This window comes from Azospira sp. I13 (genome assembly GCF_003112695.1).
Taxonomy (GTDB): domain Bacteria; phylum Pseudomonadota; class Gammaproteobacteria; order Burkholderiales; family Rhodocyclaceae; genus Azospira.
In genome coordinates this window covers 41,244-63,301 of sequence record NZ_BFBP01000025.1, presented here as the reverse complement: position 1 = coordinate 63,301, position 22,058 = coordinate 41,244, and the positions used below count along the sequence as shown (strand labels likewise).

Sequence of the window (22,058 nt, the reverse complement as noted above, 5' to 3'; positions counted from 1 at the left end):
ATCCTGCGGCCCACTATGGCGAAGCAAAAAAGCATCTACGCCTGCACCGAGTGCGGTGCCCAGGCGAGCAAATGGCAGGGCCAGTGCCCGGGCTGCAATGCCTGGAACACCCTGGTGGAGAGCCTGGCCGAACCCAGCCGTCCCGGTAATCGGCGCTTCGAGGCCCTGGCTCCTGGCACCCCCCGGCTCCAGGCCCTGGCGGACATCGATGCCCGGGAGGCGGCGCGGCTGCCCACGGGGCTGGCCGAGTTCGACCGGGCCCTGGGCGGCGGTCTGGTGGCCGGCGGCGTTGTGCTCATCGGCGGCGACCCGGGCATCGGCAAGAGCACCCTGCTGTTGCAGGCCCTGGCCACCCTGGCGCCCCAGCACAAGGTGCTTTACGTCAGCGGTGAGGAATCGGGGCAGCAGGTGGCCCTGCGGGCCCGTCGCCTGCAGCTGGAAGTGGGCCAGTTGCCCCTGCTGGCGGAAATCAACCTGGAGCGCATTCTCGGCACCCTGCAGGCGGAAAAGCCCCAGGTGGCGGTGATCGACTCCATCCAGACCCTGTGGTCCGAAGAACTCTCCTCAGCGCCCGGCTCGGTGGCCCAGGTGCGCGAATGCGCGGCCCAGCTGACGCGGCTGGCCAAGGCCACCGGCGTTACCGTCATCCTGGTGGGCCACGTCACCAAGGAAGGCGCCCTGGCCGGCCCCCGGGTGCTGGAACACATCGTCGATTCCGTACTGTATTTCGAGGGAGACACCCATTCCTCCTTCCGCCTCATCCGGGCGGTGAAGAACCGCTACGGTGCGGTGAATGAGCTGGGGGTCTTTGCCATGACCGACCGGGGTCTCAAGGGGGTATCCAACCCCTCGGCGCTGTTTCTCTCCCAGCATGGCCAGGAAGTGGCTGGCTCCTGCGTTCTGGTGACCCAGGAGGGAACTCGTCCCTTGCTGGTGGAAATCCAGGCTCTGGTCGATGCCAGCATGGGGGGGAGCCCGCGGCGTCTTTCCGTTGGTCTGGAGCAAAACCGCTTGGCCATGCTGCTGGCGGTGCTGCACCGCCATGCCGGCATCGGCTGCTTTGATCAGGACGTCTTCGTCAATGCGGTGGGCGGTGTGAAGATCAGCGAGCCGGCGGCGGATCTGCCGGTGCTGCTGGCCATCATTTCATCCCTGAAGAACCGTCCCTTGCCGGAAAAACTGGTGGTTTTCGGCGAAGTGGGCCTGGCCGGGGAAATCCGCCCGGCGCCCCGGGGCCAGGAGCGCCTCAAGGAAGCCGCCAAGCTGGGCTTCACCCGGGCCCTGGTGCCGGAAGCCAACCTACCGCGGCAGCCGATTCCCGGCCTGGAAGTGGTCGGCGTGGGGCGCATCGAGCAGGCGGTGTCCCGCCTGCGGGAATGGGAATGAGGGGCGCTCTGCAGCCTTGTTGACTACCGTCCCGGGGTTTGGGCCGGCAGCGTCTCTCTCCAGAATCGGGGCGGCCTGTCGTAGCCTATGCAACGGAAGGCGGATGAGCCCGACCTGTGCTCGGTGCTCTGTCCTTGCTGGTGCCTTGCCCCGTCCTTGCCGCCTCAAGCCTGGGTGGCAGCGTTGCTGCCTGCCGCCGGCTTGCCGGCATCTTCCTTGGGTTTTTGCAGGTTGGCGAGGAAGTCGTCGAAACCCTTTTGCACCAGTTCGTAGGTCTTGTTAACGCCGCTTTCCACGTCGCCGTTGAAGACATTGAGGCCCTGGAGGATGTCCTTGGCCTCGTTGAAACCCTTTTCAAAGCCGCCGCGAATCAGATCGACGAAGTCCTTGGCGCTTTGTGCCTGGTCCTGATCCGGGTGGTTGGCGGCGTAGGCCGCGTAAAGGCCCGTTGCGAAGGACAGGATGCGGCCGGCGGTGGCTTCCGGGGAATTGTCCTGGGCCATGGCTTTTTGCAAAGCCTCCGGCCCTTCCTTGGTGCCAAGGACTTCATTGATGCGGTCAATGGCGGTGCGAAAGAGCAGGGCCTGGGAGTCGTTACCGGCCTGGATCGACACGTCCAGGGCCGACTCCAGAATCTGCACCTTGTATTGCTGGCTCTGGTGTTCCACCTTGAGGGCCCGGTGTTCCTCCTGGGGGTAGACCCGGGTGTGGGCCGTACTGGCCGCCTGGGACGGCTGGGCGGCCTGAGTCTCGGGGCTGCCCGGCCGCGAGACTGCGGAAATGGCGTTTGACATGATTTGCTCCTCTTGTTGTTGTGGCCCGGCACAGGTCTTTTGCGCCTGCTATTAAGGGGCCTCCAAGAGGAATAACGTCAATTCTGTCAGTGACTTGAGTTAATTGTGTAATACCCCGGAAGTGCCCGCCTGGCGGGCACCTTGGCCAGGCGCGAGGGCGAGGGGGGCGGCATGACGGCCCGGGCGGGGTTTGCATGGCCCCGGGCCTAGGGGGAGGGATAAGGGGGAAGGCACAAAAAAAGACCCCGCCAAAGTTGGCGGGGTTGGAGAGGAGGCCCATCCAGGGAGGAGAAGATGGGTCTTGGGGGAGTCATGCGCTGTCAACGCATGAGTCCATTCTAGGGGTCCCTCGTACGGCCGTCTGTAGTGATTCATGCACCCTTGTGTAACGCTATGTGAGCGTTCTCCCGTCTTTCGTATCCGTGGGCTGGAGCGCCGCCACAGGCAAAAAAAACCCCGCCGGGGGAGGCGGGGTTGGAGAGGTGCCCATCCAAGGGGGGGAGGGGGATGGGACTTTTGGGGGAGTCATGCGCTGTCAACGCAGAACCTATTCTAGGGAGGCGCAAGGGCTGCGTCTGTGGTGATTGCAGGGGCCTTGTGTAACCGGGGGTGAGTGACCTTGACGGTTTGTATCAAGGGGAAAAGAAGGGGTAAGGCGGGAAAAGGAAGGGGGTGGGAAGGGGGGGGACGGTCAGTAGGACGCTCGGCAGGGCCGTGCCGCAGGAAGGTACGGAGCACCGGTGGCGGCCCCATTGCCCGGAGAGGATCAGGGGCCCTTGGGCGGGCGGTTGCCGGAGCGGGGATGCCGCCAGATGCGCCACAGGGCGATGATCAGGGCGAAGAGGCCGGTGGCCAGCAGGGCCTTGCCCAGGTTGGCCCGGCCTTCGGTGAGCAGGTCGAAGCCCAGCACGCCAAGCAGCACGCCGAAGCATTCGGCCGTCGGTACGAGATCGGCCAGGCGGTGTTTCCAGCGCAGCAGGCGATAGCGAAGCGAAGGGGGCATGGGGTGTGGGAGAGAGAAGGCGGGGAGGTTTGCAGCGGGATGGGAACGGATGGGACGGATGAGGCAGAAAGCGGTCGTGCTGTGGCCAACTCGTGGACTGCGCTGGTTGCTTGGCATCCAGCAGGGGTGCGGCAAATCGACAAATGCGATTTTAGAGGCGGGGAGGGGCCGGCGTCATGGCCGCTAGCGTGAGCGTTTGTAACGCTCTGTAACCCGTTGCCGGCCCATGGGCGCTGGCGCCAGGGCAAGCCGGCGTGATGGTGAAGGCAGCCGGGCAGGCAGGGGGAGGCTGCGGTGGAAAGCAGTGGCGGAGAAGAGTGGTGGAAAAGCGCCGTGCGTCGCGGAGGAAGTGGGTAGGAATGACCGCTGCGAGGTGGAAAAAAGAGGCAGTGGGCGATAAATAGGCCTTGATAGCCCTGGGAACAAGGCGGGGCGCGGGGTTTGGCTGGCGTGAGGCTGATTCGGCAGATTCCAGCCAGTGGATTGGCCGGGCTGCGGGATGGCGGCCCGGGCTTTGATGCTTAGCCCGGCCAGGCCAGAGTGAAGCGGGCGCCGCCGATGCTGGAGGCGTCGGCGTAGGCTCGGCCGCCGTGGGCCTCCATGACCTGGCGGACGATGGCCAGCCCCAGACCGTAGCCGCCGCTGGTACGATCCCGGGAGCGGTCAAGGCGGGTGAAGGCGTCGAAGATGCGCTCCCGCTCGTCCTCCGGGACCCCGATGCCGTCATCTTCGACGTGGATCAGCAGTTCATCGCCCTTCACCTCCGCCGTCACCCGGACCCGGGATTTTGCGTACTTGAAGGCGTTGCGCAGCAGGTTACGCACCGCGTAGGGCATGGACTTGCGGTCCAGGCGGGCCATCAGGTTGGGCGGCAGATGGGCCAGATCTACCTCCAGCACCAGGGTGCCGGCGAGGATGCGCAGGTCTTCCACTTCCTCTTCCAGCCAGGGCACCAGGGCGATGGGGGTGAGATTGAGGGTCGGGCGCTCCCGCTCGAAGCGGGCGTGGGTCAGACTGGAGTCGATCAGGTTGTCCAGCTCCTCCAGGTCTTCCTCCATGGTTTTCCAGTGCCGTTCCCGTTCGCTGCGGTCATCGGTGTCGGCGGCCATTTCCAGGGCAAAGCGCAGGCGGGCGATGGGGGTGCGCAGCTCGTGGGAAATGGCGCTGGAGAGTTCGCGCTGGGCGGCAATGAGTTTCTGCACCCGTTCCGCCATGCCGTTGAGGGTTTCCGCCAGGAGAGAAAAGAGATTGCTGCGGGCCGCCGGGGCCCGGGCCTCGAAGCGCCCTTCACCGAGGGCCCGGGCGGTCTGGCGCAGGGATTCCAGGTCGCGCCAGATAGGGCGTATCCACAGCCATACCAGCACCGCAAAGCCTAGGCCGATCGCCGTCCAGGTCATGAGGCGAATGCGCAGCTCCAGGGGAATGGCGCGCTGGTATTCCGGGTTCAGATCGGGGGAGAGGGGGCCTACCACCAGTACTTTGTCGCCGCCGCGGATACGGTGGAACATGATGTCCCGGTGGGAATCGATGGCGATGTCGCCCAATTCCAGCTTCTCCCGCTGTTTCGGCGGTAGGAGGATTTGGTCCAGGTCTTCCAGGACCAGGCGATAGGCGAATTTCTCGTCCAGAGCCTTGATCTGCTTTTCCCACTGCTGGCGGGGAAAGCGCTGCAACTCATCCTCGATGAGGACGATGGTGCCGCGCATGAAGCGCTTGGCGTAGTCGTCTGTGATGCCCTGGAGGGCGGTGGAAATGGCGAAGTCGGCGATCAGGGCGATGCCGACAAAGGAGCCCATGGCGAGCAGGTAGAAATTAAAGAATAGCCGGGAGAGGCTATATCGGGCCCGGGCCAGGCGGGCAAAACGCTGTTCCGACTCCCGCCGTTCCTTGCCCGGGCTGTTGTCCTCTACCGGCAGCTCCACTTCCTGCTCCGGCAGGCGCCGGGGGTCAATTCCAGTCATGCCGGGAGAAGAGGTAGCCCTTGCCGCGCACGGTCTTGATGCGGGCCGGATTGTCCGGGTCGTCCCCCAGCTTCTTGCGCAGGCGGGAGATGCGGGCGTCGATGGATCGGTCCAGGCCGTCGAAACCGATGCCGCGCAGGCGCTGCAGCAGGTCATCGCGGGAGAGTACGGTGCCGGCGTGGCAGGCCAGTAGCCAGAGCAGGTCGAATTCGGCGGTGGTCAGGTCGATGGTCGCCTCGCCCAGCTCGGCACTGCGGGTGGCCTGGTTGATGCGGAAGCGGCCGAAGGTCAGCTCGTCACCGGAACCGCCGCTCTCGCCGCCTTCCACCGGGCCGGCACGGCGCAGCAGGGCGCGTACCCGGGCCAGCAGCACCCGAGGCTGCACGGGCTTGGAGATGAAATCGTCGGCCCCCAGTTCGAGGCCAAGAATCTGGTCCATGTCCTCGTCCCGGGCGGTGAGCATGAGGATGACGCCCTGGTATTGGGGGCGCACGCTGCGGCAGACGTCGAAGCCGTCCTTGCCCGGCAGCATCACATCGAGCACCACGACATCCGGGTTTTCGGCGGGGATGCGGGTGCAGGCGGTGTCACCCCGGGGTTCGATGGCGACTTCGAAGTCGTTCTTGCGCAGGTATTCGGCGGTGAGTTCGGCGAGGCGTTCGTCGTCCTCGACCAGGAGAATGCGGGGAGCGGCCATGATGTTCCAGGCGTTGGGGAAAGGCCTGAGTTTACCGCGTCTTCACTTCCCGGTGTCTGCCTCGCTTGTGGCCGGCTGGGCCGAACGCTTGCGCCGTTCCGGGTGGCCGGCGGGGGTTTCGGGCAGGGTGATGAGCAGGCATTGGCCGTCGGGCAGCGAAAGGGCGATGCTGTCCCGGGCGCCATGGCCGCTCTCCCGGCAGTGGTAGAGGCTGATTTCCGGGGTGGCCAGGGAGTCTTTGATCTTGCGGGAGTGCAGGTGCTCCGCCAGGGCCGCCCGGTCTACCAGGCGCCAGACCAGGTTCTTGCTGCTCATGGCGCATCCTCTATGCCGGCGGCGCGCTGGGCCTCCAGGTCGGCCAGGGTCTTGCCCTGGCCGATGAGCAGGGCGTAATCGGTAGCCGGTACGGCGCGACTGAAGTAGTAGCCCTGGAATTCATCGCAGCCGTGGCTTTGCAGCAGGCGCAGCTGCGCTTCCGTCTCCACCCCTTCGGCCACCACGTTGAGACTCAGGCTGTGGGCCATGGCGATGACGGCATGGGCAATCGCGGCATCGTCCGGATTGCTGTTGATGTCGCGGACGAAGGAACGGTCGATCTTCAGGCAGTCGATGGGGAAGCGCTTCAGGTAGGAAAGGCTGGAATAGCCGGTGCCGAAGTCATCCAGGGAGAGGGTGACGCCCAGATCCTTCAGCTCCCGCAGGGTCAGGGCGGCGTGGTCGGTGTCGTGCATGACCATGGATTCGGTCAGTTCGATATCCAGCATTTCGCCGGGGACCTGGTATTCCGTCAGCAGGCGGCGCACCGTTTCGCTGAGGTTTTCCTGGCGGAATTGACGGGCGGAGATGTTGATGGCCACTTTCAGGCTGGGCAGTCCCTCTTCCCGCCAGGCGCTGATTTGCTGGCAGACCATCTCCAGGACCTTCTCGCCGAGGGGGATGATGAGGCCCGATTCTTCGGCCAGGGGAATGAATTCGGAGGGGTTGATCTGGCCGATGCGCGGGTGCATCCAGCGCAGCAGGGCCTCGGCGCCGACGATGGTGCCGTCCCGCAGGGAGACCTTGGGCTGGTAGTACACCTGGAATTCGTCGGTTTCCAGGGCGCGGCGCAGATTGCCCTCCATATCCAGCCTGTCCAGCGCCATGCTGCTCATTTCCGGCAGGTAGAAGCGGTAGTTGTTGCGGCCGTATTCCTTGACCCGGTACATGGCCACGTCGGCGTTACGCAGCAGGATGTCGCCGGTTTCGCCGTCGCGGGGGAAGAGGCTGATACCGATGGAGGCGGTGACGAACAGCTCCTTGCCTTCCACCAGCAGGGGCTGGGCCAGGGCACGCTGAATCTTGCCGGCGACCACCGCCGCGTCCTCTGCATCCAGCAGGTCGCCGACGACGATGACGAATTCGTCGCCGCCCAGGCGGGCCACCGTATCGGTATCCCGCACTGCCGTCTTCAGGCGCTCGGAGACGGTTTTCAGCAGGGTGTCGGCCGGGGCATGGCCGAGACCATCGTTGACTACCTTGAAGCGGTCCAGGTCGAGGAGCATGACGCCCACCAGGCGCCGGTCCCGCCGGGCCAGGGCAATGGCCTGGGCGATACGGTCGGCGAGCAGGCTGCGGTTGGCCAGGCCCGTCAGCACATCGTGGGTGGCCTGGTATTCCAGTTGTTCCTGGTAGCGGATGCGCTCCGACACGTCATTGATGACCGAGACGAAATGGGTGGTGATCTTGCCGGATTCGTCCAGCACTGGTGCCAAGTGCAGCTCGTTCCAGAACAGGGTGCCGTCCTTGCGGTAATTGCGCAGGATGGCGTGGCCTTCCCGGCGGTCCCGCAGGGCGGAGCGGATTTCGTTGAGGCCCTTCTGCTGTAGATCATCCCGCACCAGGAAGCGGCCGTTGCGGCCGGCTACCTCGGCGGCGCTGTAGCCGGTGATGCGCTCGAAAGCCGGGTTTACATAGGTGATGGGGTGGTCCAGCTGGGTGGCCGAGGTGATCATGATGCCGTTACAGGAGGACTCCAGGGCCCGGTCGCGCAGGCGCAGGGCCTCTCCCGCCTCGCGGCGGGCAGCGGCCTCGGCCTCGCCCCCGACCCGCAGCACGGCCAGCCCCAAGGCGAGGAGGGTGGCCACGTCCTGCAGCAGTTCATGTTCTTCGCTGGAAAAGTAGGCCTGGTTGGCGGCGTAGATGCGCAGGCGGCCGAGGGCTCGGCCCCGGGCTTCCAGCGGCAGGGAAAGGGTGCCGGGAAAGGCGGCCAGTGGTGGGAAGCGGTCCAGCTCGGCCCATTCGCTGGGCAGAGCGATATCGCCCCAGACTTCCTCCATGCCGCGGATGGCCACCAGGCGTTGCTGCTGCTCGTCCTGCAGGGCGGCGCAGGCTAGGCTGTAGCCGCCGGGGCCGCTCAATGCATGGCAGAAACGGTCGGCCAGGTCCGCTTCATCGGTGGCGGCAGCCATGGCATCGTGGCATTCCGCCAGCAAGGCCAGCAGGCGGCGCAGCCGGCCGCTTTCGCCGGGGGGGGCTTGATCGTGGTGTTGCGGGGACAAGAGGTCTCCTCCTCTGCAGGGTGGTGCTTTCTTTTTGTGCGGGCAGTGTAGCAAATGCCCCGCGCCCTGGTTGTTGCGGTGCGCCATGGGGCCCGGTCTTGCAGGCCTGTGCCATGACCGCTCGTTCCCCGTTCTGCCCCGTCCGGCGCCCTGCGGTTATCCCCCTATTGAGTCGCCCTCCAGGACTGGCACAATGACGGGGCACCCATCGGTGGTGCCTTCCTTCTTCCGCGTGGCCATTGCCCCTCCCTCATTACCCTCCCTATGCCTTTCCTCAATCGTCTGGCCGGTCGCCCCGGTTATCTACTTCTTGCTGTGGGCTGCATCAGTCTGGTTTCCGCCGGTCTGGTCATCCAGGAGATGGAGCGCTTGCAGCCTTGCCCCCTGTGCATTTTCCAGCGGGTGCTGTACATGCTGGTGGCTGTTCTTGCCCTGGGCGGGCTGGCCTGGCCCAAGGGGCGAGGCCTTTGGCTAGGCCTGATTGCCCTGACGGCGCTGGGCGGCATGGCTACCGCCGTTTACCAGACCTGGCTGCAATGGGTGGCGGACCCCGCCCTGGAGTGCGCCTACGGCGACCCGAATGCCATCGAACGCCTGGTGGATTGGCTGGGTATGCAATATCCGCCCCTGTTCATGGCAACGGGCTTCTGTTCCGCCCGGGACTGGACCTTCCTGCAGTTGAGCATGGCCAACTGGTCCATTCTTTGTTTTGGCGGCGTCCTTGTCGGTCTGCCGGTCATTGCCCGTCGCCCCGCAAGTATTTGAATCGTGCCGGACTGGCCGGCGGCTACCTGATTCGCGGTATGGCAAAGGCGAGTCTTTGCCGCATGGCAGCGACCTTGCCCAGCAGCACGGGGGAAAGGCGTATTGCTACGCGGAGAGGGGTGATGCCCTCCCTGCTAGGGGTCCTGCTGACGGCAGGAACGATGAAGATGCGAGGAGGTCTCAGGGTAGATCGCGCCGTTCAACGACTGCGGGACCAAAGTGGGGTGGGATGGTAACCCCCGCCTGTGATGCCGGGATGGGTAGCGCAAGGCGCGTCTTCCGCCTCTATTTTCCAGTTAGCAGCGAACCCCGATAACCCAACAAGCCCTGAGGTGGTGCCAGGTGCCAGGTAAGGACGTGCTGTTCAGGAGTTGAAGTACCAGAAGAAACACCTGCAGAAAAAGAAAAACCCGCCACGGGGGCGGGTTTTCAGTAGCCAAGCCAAGGGGCTTATTACTTCAGCTTGGTTTCCTTGTAGATCACGTGCTTGCGGACCTTCGGATCGTACTTCTTGATCTCGATCTTTTCGGGCTTGGTCCGCTTGTTCTTGGTGGTGGTGTAAAAATGGCCGGTCCCAGCAGTGGACTCCAGCTTGATCTTTTCGCGCATGGTTACAGCTCCTTAGCTCGTGAAGTGCTTACACTTCGCCGCGGGCACGCAGGTCGGCCAGGACCACGTCGATGCCCTTCTTGTCGATTACACGCAGGCCGGCGTTGGAAACGCGCAGGCGGACAAAGCGGTTTTCGCTCTCAACCCAGATGCGGCGATACTGCAGATTCGGCAGGAAGCGGCGCTTGGTTTTGTTGTTGGCATGGGAAATGTTGTTCCCGACCATCGGGGCCTTGCCCGTCACTTGGCAGACACGCGCCATGATTTTGCTCCAGAAGACTTGGAAGGAAAGCCCGCGATTGTAGCGCAAGCCCTAGGGGGATATCAAGACTATTTTTACTTTTTCTACAGGATGTTGCGTTTCGCAGCTGCATTCCGCGCCCTGCCTGTATCGGCCCGGGTTGGGCTGTCACGGGCACTACAAGGCGGCGGCCTTAACCGAAGTGCTGTTCCTGCTGGTTGGGCAGGAAGTGTTCGATGAGCACACGCTGCAGCTGGGATTTGGCCATACCCTTGAAACTGGTGAACTGGACCCCGTGGCGGAAGCAGCAGTGCTTGTGGGAGTGTACCGAATAGGCCATGTGACAGCGAATTTCCAGAACAATGGGCTTGCCCTGATTGTGGGTGGGGGGGACCGACAACATCATGGTAAAGGGGCTGGTGGTGCTCAAGTTGTGGTCGGTGAGGACCGCCGCTCCCGCTTCTGAGAGGTCATGGGTCCGGCCATGGTAGACCGTGCCGGGCTGGCAATCGAGCACGATCATGCATTGCCATCGGGCCGGATGCCGGATGTGCTGGCGCTGTTCTTTCATTTTATTAGGAATGGTTCGCGTTATCTGACTGGCGCCAGTATAACTTTGGTCGTTCCCTTCTGTTTGATTTAAATCAGAGCAAGCCCCGTTCAGCAAACGAAAGGGGCGGTGCGTTGCCGGCCACGACGAAATGGTCCAATACCTTCACGTCTACCAGGGCCAGGCTCTGCTTCAGGGCCGCGGTGAGTTGCTCATCGGCCCGGGAGGGCTCGGCGACGCCGGAGGGGTGGTTGTGGGCGAAGATGACTGCGGCCGCGTTGTGGGCCAGTGCCGTTTTCACCACCTCCCGGGGGTAAACGGCTGTCTGGGTCAGGGTGCCATGGAACAGGGCCTCGGCTGTAATCAATTGGTGGCGGGCATCCAGCCACAAGGCGAGAAAGACTTCCCGGGGTTCGGCGGCCAGGCGCAGGCGCAGATAGTCCCGCACGGCACCCGGAGAGGCGAAGGCGGTACCCTGTTTTAATTCCTCACCCAGGGCCCGCCGGGCCATTTCCAGTATGGCCTGGATCTGGGCGTACTTGGCATTCCCCATCCCGGGCACTGCCGCCAGTTCCCGCTGGCCGGCGGCAAAGAGACCATTGAGGCTGCCGAACCGTTGCAGCAGCTCCCGGGCCAGGTCCACCGCGCTTTTGCCCCGCACCCCGACGCGCAGGAAGATGGCCAGCAGTTCCGCATCGGAAAGGGCGCCAGCCCCCTGCCGGAGGAGGCGCTCACGGGGGCGTTCGTCTTCGGGCCAGTCGCTGATTGCCATAATTGAAGGGGATGGAGGTGGAGTTTTTGCCTGGGCAGCCGGGGAGATCAAGTAGAATCCGGCGAATCAGCCATTCTAGCGATTACGACAATGGAATTGTTGGGCAAAAAGATCGTACTCGGCATCACCGGCGGCATCGCCGCCTACAAAGCCGCCGAGCTGACCCGCCTGTTATTGAAGCAGGGGGCCGAAGTCCAGGTCGTGATGACCGAAGCGGCCACCCATTTCGTCGGCCCGGTGACTTTCCAGGCCCTGTCCGGAAAGCCCGTGTTCACCGACCAGTGGGACGCCCGGATGGCCAACAACATGGCCCACATCGACCTCTCCCGGGAGGCCGATCTGATCCTGGTGGCTCCCGCCTCCGCCGATTTCCTGGCCCGGGTGGCCCAGGGCCAGGCCGGTGACCTGCTCACCACCCTGGTTCTGGCCCGGGATTGCCCGTTGCTGGTGGCCCCGGCCATGAACCGGCAGATGTGGGAAAACCCGGCGACCCAGCGTAACGCCGCCACCCTGGCTGCTGACGGCATCGCCATTCTCGGCCCCGGCTGCGGCGAGCAGGCCTGCGGCGAGACTGGTGATGGCCGCATGCTGGAGCCGGCCGAGCTGTTGGAAGAGATCATCGCCTTCTTCCAGCCCAAGGTGCTGGCGGGCCGCAAGGTGCTGCTCACCGCCGGACCCACCTTCGAAGCCCTGGACCCGGTGCGGGGCATCACCAATCTCTCCTCCGGCAAAATGGGCTACGCCCTGGCCCGGGCCTGCCGCCAGGCCGGGGCCGAAGTGCTGCTGGTGTCCGGCCCCACCGGCCTGCCCTGCCCCCGGGGCGTGGTGCGGGTGGATGTGACGGCGGCCCTGGAAATGCACCAGGCCGTACTGGCCAAGGCCGCGGCCAGCGATGTTTTCATTGGCGTCGCCGCCGTGGCCGACTACCGGCCGGCGACCCCGGCAGAGCGCAAGATCAAGAAAAGTGCCGCAACCATGCAGGTGGACCTGGTCAAAAACCCGGACATCCTGGCCGATGTGGCCGCCCTGCCCAAGCCGCCCTATTGCGTCGGTTTTGCCGCTGAAAGCCACGACCTGCCCACCTACGCCGAAGGCAAGCGGGTAAACAAGAAGCTGCCCCTGGTGGTGGGCAACCTGATTACCGACGGCTTCGGCGGCGACCACAATACCGTGGTGCTGTTCGATGCCGCCGGTGCCCACCCCCTGCCCACGGCCAGCAAGGCCGAGGTGGCCCGGGCCATCGTGGCAGCCATTGCCGAGCGCCTGGCCTGAGCCGCGCCGATTTTCCGATCCTGACTCCCGGAGACCCCATGCACCCTGTCGACGTCAAACTGCTGGACCCCCGCCTGCACGAAAGTCCCCCTGAATACGCCACTGCCGGTTCTGCCGGGCTGGATTTGCGGGCCTGTGTCGAAGTGCCGGTCAAACTCAACCCGGGCGAGACCGTGCTCATTCCCACCGGCATTGCGGTGCACCTCAACGACCCGCGCATGGCCGCCATGATCCTGCCCCGCTCGGGCCTGGGCCATAAGCACGGCATCGTCCTGGGCAACCTGGTGGGCCTTATCGATTCCGACTACCAGGGCGAAATCATGGTTTCCACCTGGAACCGGGGCAAGGAAGCCTTCGTCATCAATCCCCTGGACCGTATCGCCCAGCTGGTGGTGGTGCCCGTGCTGCAGGTGAAGTTCAATATCGTGGACCAGTTCGCCGCCAGCAACCGGGGCGAAGGCGGCTTCGGCAGCACCGGCAAGAGCTGAGTCGCCGGCACCGCACCGTACCTGAATGCAAAAGGCCCCGGGTGATCCCCGGGGCCTTTTTGTTGGCCAGACGGTCGCCGCAGTGTTTCAGGCCAGGGCATCGGCCCAGATATTGCGGGCCCAGCTGAAGGCGTACTGGGCCTCCGCCGTGCTGCGGGCTGCTGACAGGCCACCGGCGCCGGGCACCGGCAGGACGGTCTTCTTCTCTGTGTCGTATTGGTGGATGGAGGCCACGTGGCAGGCCTCGCTGCCGCTGAGGAAGCTGTAGCAGGTGTTCATCACCACTGGCGTTGGATTGGGTGCCTCGCCGGCCAGCAGGTTGAGGATGGCCGCCGCTGCCACCTTGGCATGCTGGTTGGCCATATGGCCGGACTTGGGCATGGTGGGCGCGGAGAAGGTGGCGTCGCCCAGCACGTGGATGCCCGGGGTGGCAGTGGCCTCGGTGGTCAGCCAGTCCACATCCACCCAGCGATCATTGACCAGCTTGAGCCCGGCTGCCCGGGCGATGGCGCCCGCCCGCTGGGGCGGAATGACGTTCAGCACGTCGGCCCGGACCTTGTCGAATTCCAGCAGGGCGGTGCGGTTGCGTACATCCACATCTACCAGCTGCTGGTTCGGCTGGTATTCGATGATGCCCTTGTACAGCTCTTCCCAGGCCTTGAGGAACAGCCCCTTCTTGGAAATGATCTCCTCGTTGGCATCGAGGATCAGTACCTTGGAACGGGGTTTGTGGGCCTTGAAATAGCTGGCCACCACGGAGGCCCGCTCATAGGGGCCGGGGGGGCAGCGGTAGGGTGCCTTGGGAATGCTGATGGCGAAGACGCCGCCATCGGGCATGGCTTCCAGCTGGCGGCGCAGGGCCACCGTCTGGGGGCCGGCATTCCAGGCGTGGAGAATCTGCTGCCGGGCTTCCGGGGCCTGCAGGGCGGGCACTTTGTCCCATTGGAATTCGACGCCGGGGGAGAGCACCAGCCGGTCGTAGTTCAGTTCGCCGCCGCCGGCCAGGCGCAGGGTGCGCTTTACCGGGTCCACCGCCACCGCTTCGTCCTGGATGAGGCGCACGCCCCAGCGGTTCTTCAGGCCATCGTAAGAGACGGTCAGGTCTTCCAGGCGGCGATCGCCGGAGAGCACCAGATTGGAGAGGGGGCAGGAAACGAAGGCCGGGTCCCGTTCCACCAGGGTGACGCGGACGCCCCCTTCGCTCCACTTGCGCAGGTACTTGGCTGCGGTGGCGCCACCGTAGCCGCCACCCACGACGACGACGTGGCCGGAGGCCCGGGGGGGCGTCGTGGCGCAGCCCGCCAGGGCGGCAGCAGAGGCCAGGCCGGCGGCCTTGAGAAAATCGCGACGCTGCAGGGTCATGGCTTTTCCTCCCGCTTCTGGGCGGCCAGGTAGGCCGTGATCAGTTCCAGTTGTTGCGGGCTGTAGCCCTTGACGATCTGCTGCATGATGGTGGCCGGCCGGCTGCCGTCGCGAAAGCCTGCCAGCTTTTGCAGCAGCTGGGCCTGGTTCTGGCCGGCCAGGGAATCCAGGGCAGAGCCGGGCTGGGCCCGGCCGTCGGTACCGTGACAGTTGGCGCAGGTGGCGGCCAGATTGCGGGCCAGATAGGGGTCGGCAGCCTGGGCCAGGGCGCTGCCCAGGCCGAGCAGGAGGCCGAGGCAAAGGGATGCCAGGGGTAGGGGGCGGTGCGGGGGGCGGGGGAGGTACGGCGAGGAAGCAGGCGCGGCGGCCATGGAAATTCCCTTTCCGGAAAACGCTGAAATGCGGTTGGGCAGAAGCGCTGGGAGTATAGCAACGCCGCGCCAGCCCTGGATTTCCGGGGGAGTGGAATATTTTGGTCTGAGAGTTATAACCCGGGGATTTATAACCAGTGTCTAATTTTGTCGGGGGGCGCCTCCGGAGCCGGGACTCCGGAGGCTGCAGGCACAAAGTCTTTACACCACCGTCAGCCCTGGGTGGCGGCAGTGTCGTTGCCCAGGATTCGCACTTCCCGCTGGGGGAAGGGAATCTCGATGCCTTCCGCCTTGAAGCGTTTCCAGATGGCCAGGTTGATGTCCGAGCGCAGGGCGCCGGTGCCGGATTCCGGGTCGGCGATCCAGAACCCCACCTCCAGATTGATGCCGCTGTCGGCAAAGCCGGTGAGGTAGGCCCGGGGCGGCGAATCCTCCAGCACCCGGGGCTGGCTGCGGGCGATCTCTTCCAAAATGGCCATGGCCCGCTCCACGTCTGCGGTGTAGCCCACCTGCACGGCGGTCTTGAGGAAAACCCGGGTGTCGGTGAAGGACTGGTTCTGCACCACGTTGGCGACGAACTGCTCGTTGGGAATCAGGTATTCGGTACCGGCCAGGCCCCGCAGCACCGTGTAGCGGGTGGTGATCTGGGTGACCACGCCGCTGGTGTTGGCGTCGATGGATAGCACGCTGCCCAGGCGGATGGAGCGGTCCAGCAGGATGATGAAGCCGGACACATAGTTGCTGGCAATCTTCTGCAGACCGAAGCCCAGGCCCACGCCCAGGGCGCCGCCGAAGACCGAGAGGGTGGTGATGTCGATGCCCACCAGGGAAAGGCTGACCAGTACCGCCACCAGGGTCAGCAGGGCCTTCATGACCCGGGCCAGCACCACCCGCAGGTTGGAATCCAGCTTGTCTGCCGCCATCAGCCGGGTTTCGGCCATGCCGGCCAGCCACAGGGCACCGAGCACGGTGACGAAGACCGTCACCAGGCCGTGCAGGATCATCCACAGATCCAGCTTCTGCTTGCCGACGGCGAACTGCACCTGCTCCATGGCCTCGATTACCGGCACGTCCAGGCCGGTGATGTGCAGGGCCACGCCGCCCCACATCAGGGTGGCCACCAGGCGCTCCGAGGCCGCCAGCCAGCCGGAAGGGGCAAAGGCCCTGCGCAGGATGTACACCACCATGCGGATGATCGCCAGGGAAAGCAGCAGGGGCACGGCCAGGGAGAGCAGATTGACGTGCATGAAAGGCTTGAGCAGGGGCCGCGCCAGCAGCACCAGGCCCAGGGCCATGAGGGGAAAGAGCAGGCGGTTTACGCCGCTGCGGCCGGCATGCCAGCGCTCCGGCGTGGCCTGGATGCGCCCCCGCACGTGGCGGGCGGCGAAGAAGGCGGTGCCCAGGCAGACCAGCAGCACGGCGGCCTGCCACAGCATCTGGGGATTGCGCAGGTCGTCCCAGAGATCCCGGAGCAGGGTCGGCAGCATTTCCATGGCTTACCCCGGACGGCGCTCGAAGACAGCGGCGAAGAAGGCATCGCTGTCGTGGTGGTGGGGCAGCAGGGCCAGGCGGTTCTCAGGCATGGCTTCCAGGCCCGGCAGGGTGATGCCCTGGTCCGCCAGCAGGCCGGCTACCGGCACGGCGACGAATTCCGGGTGGGCCGCCAGGAAGGCATCGGCGACGGCGCCATTCTCTTCCTGCAGCAGGCTGCAGGTGGCGTACACCAGACGGCCACCGACCTTCACCAGGCGGGCAGCAGCGTTGAGAATGGCGGTCTGCTTGGCCGTCAGCTCGGCAATGGCCTGCTCGTTCTGGCGCCACTTCAGGTCCGGGTTGCGGCGCAGGGTGCCGAGGCCCGAGCAGGGCGCGTCCACCAGCACCCGGTCCAGCTTGCCGGCTAGGCGCTTGATCTTGGTGTCGTTCTCGCTGTCGATGCGCACCGGGTGCACGTTGGAGAGGCCGGAGCGGGCCAGGCGCGGCTTCAGGTTGGCGAGACGCTTTTCCGATACGTCGAAGGCGTAAAGGCGGCCGGTGGAGCGCATCAGGGCGCCCAGCAGCAGGGTCTTGCCGCCGGCGCCGGCACAGAAGTCGGCCACCATCTCGCCCCGCTTGGGGTTGAGCAGCAGGCCCAGCAGCTGGCTGCCCTCATCCTGCACTTCGAAGGCGCCTTCCAGGAACAGGGGGTGGCGGGAGAGGGCCGGCTTGCCCTTGAGGCGCAGGCCCAGGGGGGAGTAGGGGGTGGGCTGGGAGGCGATGCCATCCTTGGCCAGCTGGGCGGCCACGGCTTCCCGCTCGGCCTTCTGGCTATTCACCCGCAGATCCAGGGGCGCGCTGCGGTTGAGGGCGCCCACCAGGGCCTGCACTTCCTCGGCACCGTACTGGGCCAGCAGGCGCTGGTAGAGCCAGTCCGGCAGATCCAGGGCGATGGCGGGAGCGCTGTGGCTGAGGGGGCCGGCCGGGTCCAGGCAGTCCTCCCCCCGGGCGATGGCATCCCGGCGCTGGCGCAGGTGTTCCACCAACTCCGCCTCGCCTCCGCGCAGCAACGAGCCCAGGGCTTCGGTGTCCAGGTCCTGGTGGCAGGCCAGGTGAGCCAGCAGCAGGCGGCGGGAATTGACCTGGGGCATGACCAGGGCCTCCAGGCTGCGCTTGTGGCGCAGCACGGCGAATACCGCCTCAGCCACGAAACCCCGGTCCCGGTGGCCCAGCTGCTTGTGCTCACGGAAGTAGCGGGACAGCATGGCGTCTGCCGGGTGCGTCAGGCGCAACACCTCCGACAGGGCGGCGATGGCGTGTTGAAAAAGGGCGGGGGCAGGAGCTCGATTCATGGAGGCAGGTCGCAGTTCTTTGAGCCGCAGGGCGGCGGGTTCGGAGAGGGCGTGGCGGCAGGGCTGGTCGCCGCCCGGGGGCTGGCTGGTACGGCCGACTTGGCAGGTTTAGGCTGGGGAAGGCCGCAGCAGCCTCGGTCAGGTGGCATGAAGCCTGATCAGCTTGCCGCCGAAACCGCTAGTTTACCCTGTCGCACCGCTTCTTCCAGTTCCTTTGGCGTCATCGGGCGTCCGTAGAGGTAGCCCTGGAAGACGTGGCAGCCCGAATTGCGCAGGAAAGCGGCCTGGGCGTCGTTCTCCACCCCTTCCGCCAGCAGTTCTAGGCCCAGGTTATGGCCGAGGGCGATGATGGCGCAGGCGATGGCCCGGTCGCTGGCGTTGTTGGGCAGGTCCTTGACGAAGGCGCGGTCGAGCTTGAGGCGGTCCAGAGGCAAGGTCTTCAGGTAGGCAAGGGAGGAGTAGCCGGTGCCGAAGTCGTCCAGGGCTACCTTGATGCCCTTCTGCCGCAGCGTGTCGAGAATGGCGGCAGCCCCCTGGGGGTCGTGGATGAGCAGGCCTTCGGTGATTTCCAGCTCCAGCAGCCGGGCCGGCAGGCCGCTGTCCGCCAGGCAGCCGGCGACGGTCTGCATCAGGTCCTCGTGGCGGAATTGGCGGGCTGAGAGATTCACCGCCACCGGCAGGTCCACCCCAAACAGGCTGCGCCAGGCCTCAGCCTGGCGGCAAGCCTGCTGCATGACCCAGGCGCCGATGGGCAGGATGAGGCCGGTGGCCTCAGCGATGGGAATGAACTGGATGGGGGAGATGCTGCCCAGCTCCGGGTTGTGCCAGCGCAGCAGGGCCTCCATGCCCACCAGGCGCCGGCTGCCGGCGCTCACCTGGGGCTGGTACACCACGGAAAACTCACCCCGCTCCAGAGCCTGGCGCAGCATCTGCTCCAGTACCAGCAAACGGTTGCTGGCGGCGTTCATTTCCGCCGAGTAGAACTTGTAGCAGGCCCGGCCTTCTTCCTTGGCGCCGTAGAGGGCGGATTCGGCATTCTTCAGCAGGGCCCCGGTGGTGGCGCCGTCCGCCGGGTAGAGTACCGCCCCCAGGCTGACGGAGACATGCAGGGCCTGGCCATCCACTCCGATGGGCAGGGCAAAGGCGGCCAGCAGGCGTTCGCAGAAGGCGCCGATGTCCCGGGGGTCGTTCATGTCCTGCAGCAGGATGGAGAAGCGGTCGCCGCCGGAGCGGGCGGCCACGTCGTAGCGGCGCAGCAGGCGCTTGATGTTTTCCGCCGCCGCCACCAGCACCTTGTCGCCGGCCTCCAGGCCCAGGGATTCGTTGATCACCTTGAATCGGTCCAGGCCCACTTCAAGCAGGGCGAAATGGCCGTTGTTGCGCTGGGCCGTGGCCACCGCCTGATCCACCGCCGAATGCCAGGCCTCCCGGTTGGGCAGGCCGGTCAGGGGGTCGAAGGTGCGCAGCTGTTCCAGCAGGGCTTCCGTTTCCTTGTACTGGGTCAGGTCCACCGTCATGGCGATGTAGTGGCTGATGGCGCCCTTGCGGTCTTTCACGGCGACGATGGAGAGCAGGCCGGGGTAGATGTCGCCGCTCTTGCGCCGGTTCCAGATTTCCCCTTCCCAGCTGCCGTGGCGGTTGATCTTCTGCCACATGGCGGTGTAGAAAGCCTCGTCGTGGCGGCCCGATTGGAGCAGACGCGGGTGTTTGCCCAGCACCTCCTCCCGGCGGTAGCCGTTGATGCGGGTGAAGGCCTGATTCACCTCGATGATGCGGAAGTCGGCGTCGGTGATGAGGATGGATTCGACACTGTGGCCGAAGACCTTGGCCGCCAGGTGCAGGTTCTGTTCCGCCTCCTGCTTGCCGCGCCACAGCTTGACCAGCAGGGCGGCGGCCAGGGCGAAGGAGATCAGCACGGCCAGGGCGTTGAAGACCAGGGCCCACTCGGCTTCTTCCTCCAGGGCCCGGGAGCTGGCCAGGAGGCGGCCGCTCAGCACCTTCTCGAACTCCCCCAGGGCGTCGATGCGGCGGGAGGCCAGGTCGAACCATTGTTCCGCCGTGTAGCGGATGGCCGGCTTCTCCTGGCTGGCGGCCACGGCGACGATGAGGCGGCGGATGCGTTCGGCCTGGACCACGAAGGGTTCTTGGCTGATCCGGTCGTAGGCCGTCAGGGTTTCCGGGTCGGCCAGCTGGCGGAACTTCTCCAGCCGTGCTTCTTCCACCGCCTTGATGCGGTGATAGGCGGCCATGCGCAGGGCGCCGAAATCTTCTGCCGAAAGCATGGCGGTGACCAGGGCCCGTTCCTGGCCGGCCATTTCCTTGGTCTGCAGGAAAAAGATGAAGGCCAGCTGCTGGCGGTAGATCCAGCCTACCCGGCCGACGCTCATGGTGGCCATGAGATGGTCGAACTGAGGCGTGATGAGGGCGGAGTAACGGTCCACCACCGCCTCCCGGGAGAGGCGCAACTCCATGACCCCGGCCCGCAGCTGGGAGAGGGCCTCGAATCCCTGGAGCGTCGGCCGCAGGGCAGAATCCCGGTCGCTGACGGCGTAGAGCCGTTCCACGGCGCTGTCGGTGAGGTAGTACTGGGAAGCGAGGGCAGCGCCGAAGCGCTTGCCGCCGGAGGCGATGTAGCCGCTGGAGAGACCCCGCTCCTTCTGCAGTTCGTGAACCAGCTGGCTGATTTCAATGCTGGTTTCCGTCCAGCCGTGGATCAGCCGGGCGCTTTGCCGCTCCGCCGCTTTTTCCCGCAGGTTGTAGGCCGCCAGGGAGGAAATGGCGAGAAAGAAAGCCAGCAGCAGCCACAAGGCCTGGCGCTTGAGCGTGGTCAGGGACAGGGGCTGGCCGGAGGGCTCGGCCGGACTGTCGGAGGGCGACGAGGCAGGAATGTCCACGCTGATTTGGCTAGAATCGGAAACGGGAAGGGATAGCGCATTCTATGCTACTTTTCCCGCTATTTCGCCATGCGCAATGCGCCGTGTTTGCGCCCTCAGCCACAGGATGTCTATGCCTTTGAAATGGGATCAGAGCCTCGCTACCGGTATCCGCGAGATCGACCTGCAGCATCAGGAACTCATCGGCCTCATCAATGAGTTGGAGCGGGCCCAGTTGGCCGTGTCCGGCAATGGTGGCGATGCCGCCGGCCGGGCCGCGTTGGCGGAGGTGTTGCCGCGCCTCAGCAGCTATGTGCTGTTCCACTTTGGTACCGAGGAATCCATGATGGAAACCCTCCCAGGTCGGCCGCCCCACGTGGAAAAACACCTGCAGGAGCATCGCCGCTTCGCCGAGCGGGTGGCGGCCCTCAAGGGGCGGGAAGTGGCACCGGAGGAACTGGCGGCTTTCGTCGATTACCTGAAGCGCTGGATCGTCGAACACATCCAGCGTACCGACCGGGAACTGAGCACCTTCATTCTCTAGCCGGCACTTCGCCATCGGCCCGCAGTTCCGTGGCCACCTGATCGAAGACCTCGCCCTTCTTATCGATGTGGCGAATCTTCACCGGCAACAGGCTCCGCTCCGTGGCCAGCCAGACCTCCGTGGTGCTCTCACCCGCTGCCCGATAGTGGAGGGTAGGCACGGTGCCGAAGGCCAGGGCAAGGTTTTCCTCCCCGACCCGCATAAAACGCAGGGTTTCCAGCTTGCGCCCGGTTGCCACCGTCAATTCGACGCTGTTGCCGAGGGCGGGCAGCAGGCCGAACTGGTAATAGAAGCTGATGAAATCCTGGGCGCCCGCCGGCAGGTTCTGGCGCCGCCCCTCCTTGCCCAGGGCGATGCTGCCGCCCGGCCAGTCGAATTCTGCCCGGTCCCCCGTTTCGTTGCCGTTCTTGCGGGAGACGAAATGTTCCGGTACCAGTCCCGCCGCCAGCAGCTGCCCTCGGCTCTCGTAAGACACCCGCACCGGCTTGAAGAGGGCTGCCAGCCCCGTCGTCTCGGTCACGCCGGTGAGCTGGTAGGCCCCATCCACCACCTGCCATTCGTGGATGCTCTGGCCCACCTCGAAATTCTGATCCCCCTTGAATACGGCAAAGCGGATGCGGCCCCGGGGCGGCAGGGCAGGCATGGCGGCAGGCGCTGCGGTCGAAGTCTCAGGGCTTTGGCTCTCCCCGTTCGCGGGTCCGACGGGGCTTGCCGTTGTGGATTCCGCTGGCGATGCAGCGGCAGGGGACTCCGTGGGAGGGGGCGGCACCGCAGCAGGCCGGGGGGCGGCCGGTTGCGGCCGGGGGCGTGGCGAAGGCGCCGGTTTTGCCGGGAGAACTGCCGTCGGGGCAGTGGCCCGGGGCGGCGGTTGCAGGGTGGCCTCCAGGGGCGGCGGTGGTGTCTCCTCCCCCAGGCCGGGCAGGTCGATTTCCGGCAGGATCAGGGCTCCCAGGTGGAAGCCCAGGGATACTGCCAGCGCAACGGCCAGGGCCGTGGGGAGCGCAGGTT

21 protein-coding genes are annotated in these 22,058 nt (G+C 65.5%); 5 read left to right on the top strand and 16 right to left on the bottom strand.

Going from position 1 to position 22,058, the window contains the following annotated elements:
- The first annotated feature begins 15 nt into the window (after window positions 1-15).
- Window positions 16-1,386, top strand: a complete 1,371-nt coding sequence (gene radA, locus AZSI13_RS16030) for a DNA repair protein RadA (RefSeq protein WP_109042189.1) — start codon at window positions 16-18, stop codon at window positions 1,384-1,386.
- Window positions 1,387-1,550: 164 nt separating this feature from the next.
- Here the strand turns inward: radA and AZSI13_RS16025 are convergent, their stop codons facing one another.
- The 6 genes from AZSI13_RS16025 to AZSI13_RS16000 all read right to left on the bottom strand — a co-directional run bounded on the left by AZSI13_RS16025 (window position 1,551) and on the right by AZSI13_RS16000 (window position 8,378).
- Window positions 1,551-2,180: a DUF5610 domain-containing protein gene (locus AZSI13_RS16025; protein ID WP_165833585.1), complete on the bottom strand. Its 630-nt coding sequence runs from the start codon at window positions 2,178-2,180 to the stop codon at window positions 1,551-1,553.
- Window positions 2,181-2,946: 766 nt separating this feature from the next.
- Window positions 2,947-3,183: a hypothetical protein gene (locus AZSI13_RS16020; protein WP_109042188.1), complete on the bottom strand. Its 237-nt coding sequence runs from the start codon at window positions 3,181-3,183 to the stop codon at window positions 2,947-2,949.
- Window positions 3,184-3,704: 521 nt separating this feature from the next.
- Window positions 3,705-5,144: an ATP-binding protein gene (locus tag AZSI13_RS16015; RefSeq protein ID WP_109042187.1), complete on the bottom strand. Its 1,440-nt coding sequence runs from the start codon at window positions 5,142-5,144 to the stop codon at window positions 3,705-3,707.
- A complete protein-coding gene (locus tag AZSI13_RS16010) occupies window positions 5,131-5,841 on the bottom strand; it encodes a winged helix-turn-helix domain-containing protein (protein ID WP_109042186.1) in 711 nt (236 codons plus the stop codon). The genes AZSI13_RS16015 and AZSI13_RS16010 overlap by 14 nt, the downstream gene beginning before the upstream one ends.
- 42 nt (window positions 5,842-5,883) lie before the next feature.
- The gene (locus tag AZSI13_RS16005) at window positions 5,884-6,156 is read right to left on the bottom strand and encodes a hypothetical protein (protein ID WP_109042185.1); all 273 of its coding nucleotides are present in this window, start codon (window positions 6,154-6,156) and stop codon (window positions 5,884-5,886) included.
- Window positions 6,153-8,378 carry a bifunctional diguanylate cyclase/phosphodiesterase gene (locus tag AZSI13_RS16000; RefSeq protein WP_109042184.1) on the bottom strand — a complete coding sequence of 742 codons (2,226 nt, stop codon included), beginning with the start codon at window positions 8,376-8,378 and terminating at the stop codon, window positions 6,153-6,155. Before AZSI13_RS16000 ends, AZSI13_RS16005 begins: the two co-directional genes overlap by 4 nt.
- A gap of 264 nt (window positions 8,379-8,642) precedes the next feature.
- On the opposite strand from AZSI13_RS16000, the gene AZSI13_RS15995 reads away from it, so the two are divergent.
- Window positions 8,643-9,143, top strand: a complete 501-nt coding sequence (locus tag AZSI13_RS15995; RefSeq protein ID WP_109042183.1) for a disulfide bond formation protein B — start codon at window positions 8,643-8,645, stop codon at window positions 9,141-9,143.
- A 453-nt stretch (window positions 9,144-9,596) separates the two neighbouring features.
- Here AZSI13_RS15995 and rpmG read toward each other — a convergent pair whose 3' ends face one another.
- The 4 genes from rpmG to radC form a co-directional block, all read right to left on the bottom strand.
- Complete coding sequence (rpmG, locus tag AZSI13_RS15990; RefSeq protein ID WP_014236622.1) at window positions 9,597-9,752, bottom strand: 50S ribosomal protein L33; 156 nt, start codon at window positions 9,750-9,752, stop codon at window positions 9,597-9,599.
- A gap of 28 nt (window positions 9,753-9,780) precedes the next feature.
- Window positions 9,781-10,014, bottom strand: a complete 234-nt coding sequence (gene rpmB, locus AZSI13_RS15985) for a 50S ribosomal protein L28 (RefSeq protein WP_109042267.1) — start codon at window positions 10,012-10,014, stop codon at window positions 9,781-9,783.
- 172 nt (window positions 10,015-10,186) lie between these two features.
- Window positions 10,187-10,564 (bottom strand): PilZ domain-containing protein, encoded by a 378-nt coding sequence (locus AZSI13_RS15980; protein WP_109042182.1) that lies wholly within the window; start codon window positions 10,562-10,564, stop codon window positions 10,187-10,189.
- A 73-nt stretch (window positions 10,565-10,637) separates the two neighbouring features.
- A complete protein-coding gene (radC, locus tag AZSI13_RS15975) occupies window positions 10,638-11,315 on the bottom strand; it encodes a DNA repair protein RadC (RefSeq protein WP_109042181.1) in 678 nt (225 codons plus the stop codon).
- A 90-nt stretch (window positions 11,316-11,405) separates the two neighbouring features.
- On the opposite strand from radC, the gene coaBC reads away from it, so the two are divergent.
- Window positions 11,406-12,587 carry a bifunctional phosphopantothenoylcysteine decarboxylase/phosphopantothenate--cysteine ligase CoaBC gene (gene coaBC / locus AZSI13_RS15970; protein WP_109042180.1) on the top strand — a complete coding sequence of 394 codons (1,182 nt, stop codon included), beginning with the start codon at window positions 11,406-11,408 and terminating at the stop codon, window positions 12,585-12,587.
- 38 nt (window positions 12,588-12,625) lie between these two features.
- Window positions 12,626-13,075, top strand: coding sequence for a dUTP diphosphatase (dut, locus tag AZSI13_RS15965; protein WP_109042179.1), 450 nt, complete (start codon window positions 12,626-12,628; stop codon window positions 13,073-13,075).
- Window positions 13,076-13,162: 87 nt separating this feature from the next.
- Here the strand turns inward: dut and AZSI13_RS15960 are convergent, their stop codons facing one another.
- The 5 genes from AZSI13_RS15960 to AZSI13_RS15940 form a co-directional block, all read right to left on the bottom strand.
- Entirely contained in the window at window positions 13,163-14,437 is a 1,275-nt protein-coding gene (locus tag AZSI13_RS15960) for an NAD(P)/FAD-dependent oxidoreductase (RefSeq protein ID WP_109042178.1), read from the bottom strand.
- Window positions 14,434-14,808, bottom strand: coding sequence for a c-type cytochrome (locus AZSI13_RS15955; protein ID WP_268807542.1), 375 nt, complete (start codon window positions 14,806-14,808; stop codon window positions 14,434-14,436). The genes AZSI13_RS15960 and AZSI13_RS15955 overlap by 4 nt, the downstream gene beginning before the upstream one ends.
- Window positions 14,809-15,020: 212 nt before the next feature.
- Window positions 15,021-16,301, bottom strand: a complete 1,281-nt coding sequence (locus AZSI13_RS15950) for a mechanosensitive ion channel family protein (RefSeq protein WP_109042177.1) — start codon at window positions 16,299-16,301, stop codon at window positions 15,021-15,023.
- Between the two features lie 3 nt (window positions 16,302-16,304).
- Window positions 16,305-17,633: an RsmB/NOP family class I SAM-dependent RNA methyltransferase gene (locus AZSI13_RS15945; protein WP_109042176.1), complete on the bottom strand. Its 1,329-nt coding sequence runs from the start codon at window positions 17,631-17,633 to the stop codon at window positions 16,305-16,307.
- Between the two features lie 158 nt (window positions 17,634-17,791).
- The gene (locus AZSI13_RS15940) at window positions 17,792-20,527 is read right to left on the bottom strand and encodes an EAL domain-containing protein (protein WP_109042175.1); all 2,736 of its coding nucleotides are present in this window, start codon (window positions 20,525-20,527) and stop codon (window positions 17,792-17,794) included.
- Window positions 20,528-20,645: 118 nt separating this feature from the next.
- Between AZSI13_RS15940 and AZSI13_RS17650 the strand changes: the two genes are divergently transcribed.
- Complete coding sequence (locus AZSI13_RS17650; RefSeq protein ID WP_165833583.1) at window positions 20,646-21,050, top strand: bacteriohemerythrin; 405 nt, start codon at window positions 20,646-20,648, stop codon at window positions 21,048-21,050.
- On the opposite strand, the gene AZSI13_RS15930 is transcribed toward AZSI13_RS17650, so the two are convergent.
- Window positions 21,040-21,693 (bottom strand): DUF3108 domain-containing protein, encoded by a 654-nt coding sequence (locus tag AZSI13_RS15930; protein ID WP_109042174.1) that lies wholly within the window; start codon window positions 21,691-21,693, stop codon window positions 21,040-21,042. The two genes, AZSI13_RS17650 and AZSI13_RS15930, sit on opposite strands and share 11 nt — an antisense overlap.
- Window positions 21,694-22,058 lie beyond the last annotated feature (365 nt).

Bases quoted from the DNA above. Each gene is read 5' to 3' on its own strand.
- radA (WP_109042189.1), top strand. From the start codon at position 16: ATGGCGAAGCAAAAAAGCATCTACGCCTGCACCGAGTGCGGTGCCCAG.
- AZSI13_RS16025 (WP_165833585.1), bottom strand. From the start codon at position 2,180: ATGTCAAACGCCATTTCCGCAGTCTCGCGGCCGGGCAGCCCCGAGACT.
- AZSI13_RS16020 (WP_109042188.1), bottom strand. From the start codon at position 3,183: ATGCCCCCTTCGCTTCGCTATCGCCTGCTGCGCTGGAAACACCGCCTG.
- AZSI13_RS16015 (WP_109042187.1), bottom strand. From the start codon at position 5,144: ATGACTGGAATTGACCCCCGGCGCCTGCCGGAGCAGGAAGTGGAGCTG.
- AZSI13_RS16010 (WP_109042186.1), bottom strand. From the start codon at position 5,841: ATGGCCGCTCCCCGCATTCTCCTGGTCGAGGACGACGAACGCCTCGCC.
- AZSI13_RS16005 (WP_109042185.1), bottom strand. From the start codon at position 6,156: ATGAGCAGCAAGAACCTGGTCTGGCGCCTGGTAGACCGGGCGGCCCTG.
- AZSI13_RS15995 (WP_109042183.1), top strand. From the start codon at position 8,643: ATGCCTTTCCTCAATCGTCTGGCCGGTCGCCCCGGTTATCTACTTCTT.
- rpmG (WP_014236622.1), bottom strand. From the start codon at position 9,752: ATGCGCGAAAAGATCAAGCTGGAGTCCACTGCTGGGACCGGCCATTTT.
- rpmB (WP_109042267.1), bottom strand. From the start codon at position 10,014: ATGGCGCGTGTCTGCCAAGTGACGGGCAAGGCCCCGATGGTCGGGAAC.
- AZSI13_RS15980 (WP_109042182.1), bottom strand. From the start codon at position 10,564: ATGAAAGAACAGCGCCAGCACATCCGGCATCCGGCCCGATGGCAATGC.
- radC (WP_109042181.1), bottom strand. From the start codon at position 11,315: ATGGCAATCAGCGACTGGCCCGAAGACGAACGCCCCCGTGAGCGCCTC.
- coaBC (WP_109042180.1), top strand. From the start codon at position 11,406: ATGGAATTGTTGGGCAAAAAGATCGTACTCGGCATCACCGGCGGCATC.
- dut (WP_109042179.1), top strand. From the start codon at position 12,626: ATGCACCCTGTCGACGTCAAACTGCTGGACCCCCGCCTGCACGAAAGT.
- AZSI13_RS15960 (WP_109042178.1), bottom strand. From the start codon at position 14,437: ATGACCCTGCAGCGTCGCGATTTTCTCAAGGCCGCCGGCCTGGCCTCT.
- AZSI13_RS15955 (WP_268807542.1), bottom strand. From the start codon at position 14,808: ATGGCCGCCGCGCCTGCTTCCTCGCCGTACCTCCCCCGCCCCCCGCAC.
- AZSI13_RS15950 (WP_109042177.1), bottom strand. From the start codon at position 16,301: ATGGAAATGCTGCCGACCCTGCTCCGGGATCTCTGGGACGACCTGCGC.
- AZSI13_RS15945 (WP_109042176.1), bottom strand. From the start codon at position 17,633: ATGAATCGAGCTCCTGCCCCCGCCCTTTTTCAACACGCCATCGCCGCC.
- AZSI13_RS15930 (WP_109042174.1), bottom strand. From the start codon at position 21,693: ATGCCTGCCCTGCCGCCCCGGGGCCGCATCCGCTTTGCCGTATTCAAG.